General features: G+C 61.2%; 3 protein-coding genes. All 3 read left to right on the forward strand.

The annotated features are described in order from the left end of the window. Positions 1-58: 58 nt before the first annotated feature. Positions 59-460 carry an IS66-like element accessory protein TnpA gene (gene tnpA, locus Q2941_RS51205; protein ID WP_458197487.1) on the forward strand — a complete coding sequence of 134 codons (402 nt, stop codon included), beginning with the start codon at positions 59-61 and terminating at the stop codon, positions 458-460. Between the two features lie 23 nt (positions 461-483). Next, complete coding sequence (tnpB, locus tag Q2941_RS51210; RefSeq protein WP_458197490.1) at positions 484-804, forward strand: IS66 family insertion sequence element accessory protein TnpB; 321 nt, start codon at positions 484-486, stop codon at positions 802-804. 47 nt (positions 805-851) lie between these two features. Beyond that, a partial coding sequence (locus Q2941_RS51215; RefSeq protein WP_458197488.1) for an IS66 family transposase occupies positions 852-1,381 on the forward strand: 530 nt, incomplete at its 3' end.

Below are 1,381 nucleotides of genomic sequence, written 5' to 3' on the forward strand. Positions count from 1 at the left end.
GTACTCATCCGAGGACGGCCGTCTTGTGGGGTTGTCCGGTCTGTAGCTGACTGTCGGTATGGATATCCTTACTGATAGTCGCCAAGTGAGCCGCCTTGAAATTGTGGAGACTGGTCGGCGTCGACGCTGGTCGGATGCCGAGAAGCTTCGAATTGTCGAGGAAAGTTTTTCGGAGCCGCGGCTGGTGTCGGCGACAGCGCGGCGTCATGGGCTTTCGAAGCAGCTTCTGTTTTCGTGGCGCAAGGCCTATCGCGAAGGACGGCTTGGCGGCTGTCAGGTCGATGGATTTGAGCCAGTCCAGATTGTGCCGGAGATCCAGTCGACGACAGAGCCTGCCGCGCCGGCGGCGACTGGCACTTTGGAGATCGTGACCGCGAATGGCCGACGCGTGATCGTGGACCTCAATGTCGATGTCGCGGTTTTGTTACGGATCATGCGAGGGTTGGAGACGCTACGGTGATCCCGATCCCGACGGGGGTGCGAGTGTGGCTGGCGACGGGCCCTACCGATATGCGGTGCGGCTTTCCGAGTCTTGCTCTGCGTGTGCAGGAAGTGCTCAAGCACAACCCTATGGATGGCGGTCTTTTCTGCTTCAGGGGTAAGCGCGGCGATCTTTTGAAGGTGATTTGGCACGATGGCCAGGGAGCATGCCTGTTTACCAAGAGACTCGAGAAAGGTAGGTTCGTCTGGCCATCGGTTGCTGGTGAACCGGTAACGATCTCACCGGCGCAGCTGAGCTATCTGTTGTCCGGGATCGATTGGCGCAACCCTCAGGAAACACAGCGTCCGATGCGGGTCGGATAGCCGCTTTACGGGTTTAAATCCGGTGCTTGATCTGATTCAATGGCTTCATGATATCGAAGCCGGACGACCTTCCATCGGACCTTGTCAGTGCCCTGGCAGCTCTGCGGGCCGAGCGTGAGGCGCGGCTGCGAGCTGAGGCGATGGCTGCCAGTGCGCGGGCGGAGCTGTCGGATAACGAGGCGCTGATCGCACATCTCGAGCTGCGGATCGAGAAGCTCAAACGCGAACTGTACGGGCAGCGCTCCGAGCGCACGGCGCGTCTAATCGAGCAGTTGGAATTGGAGCTCGAAGAGCTTGCCACCACGGCGAGCGAGGATGAGCTTGCCGCGCAGGCCGCGGCGGCGAAGACGCAGAACGTCCGCCCCTTCACGCGCAAGCGATCGGTGCGCAAGCCCTGGCCGGAGGACATCGAACACGAGCGCGTCGTCATTGACGCTCCGACGAGCTGCACCTGCTGCGGCGGATCGCGGCTGGCGAAGATCGGCGAGGATGTGACCGAGACGCTGGAGGAGATCCCGCGTCGCTTCAAGGTCATCGAGACAGTGCGCGAGAAGTTCACCTGCCGCGATTGCGAGAG

It is taken from the genome of Bradyrhizobium sp. UFLA05-153 (assembly GCF_054185185.1).

Excerpts from the sequence above, each read along its gene's own strand:
- tnpA (WP_458197487.1), top strand. The coding sequence starts at position 59 with ATGGATATCCTTACTGATAGTCGCCAAGTGAGCCGCCTTGAAATTGTG.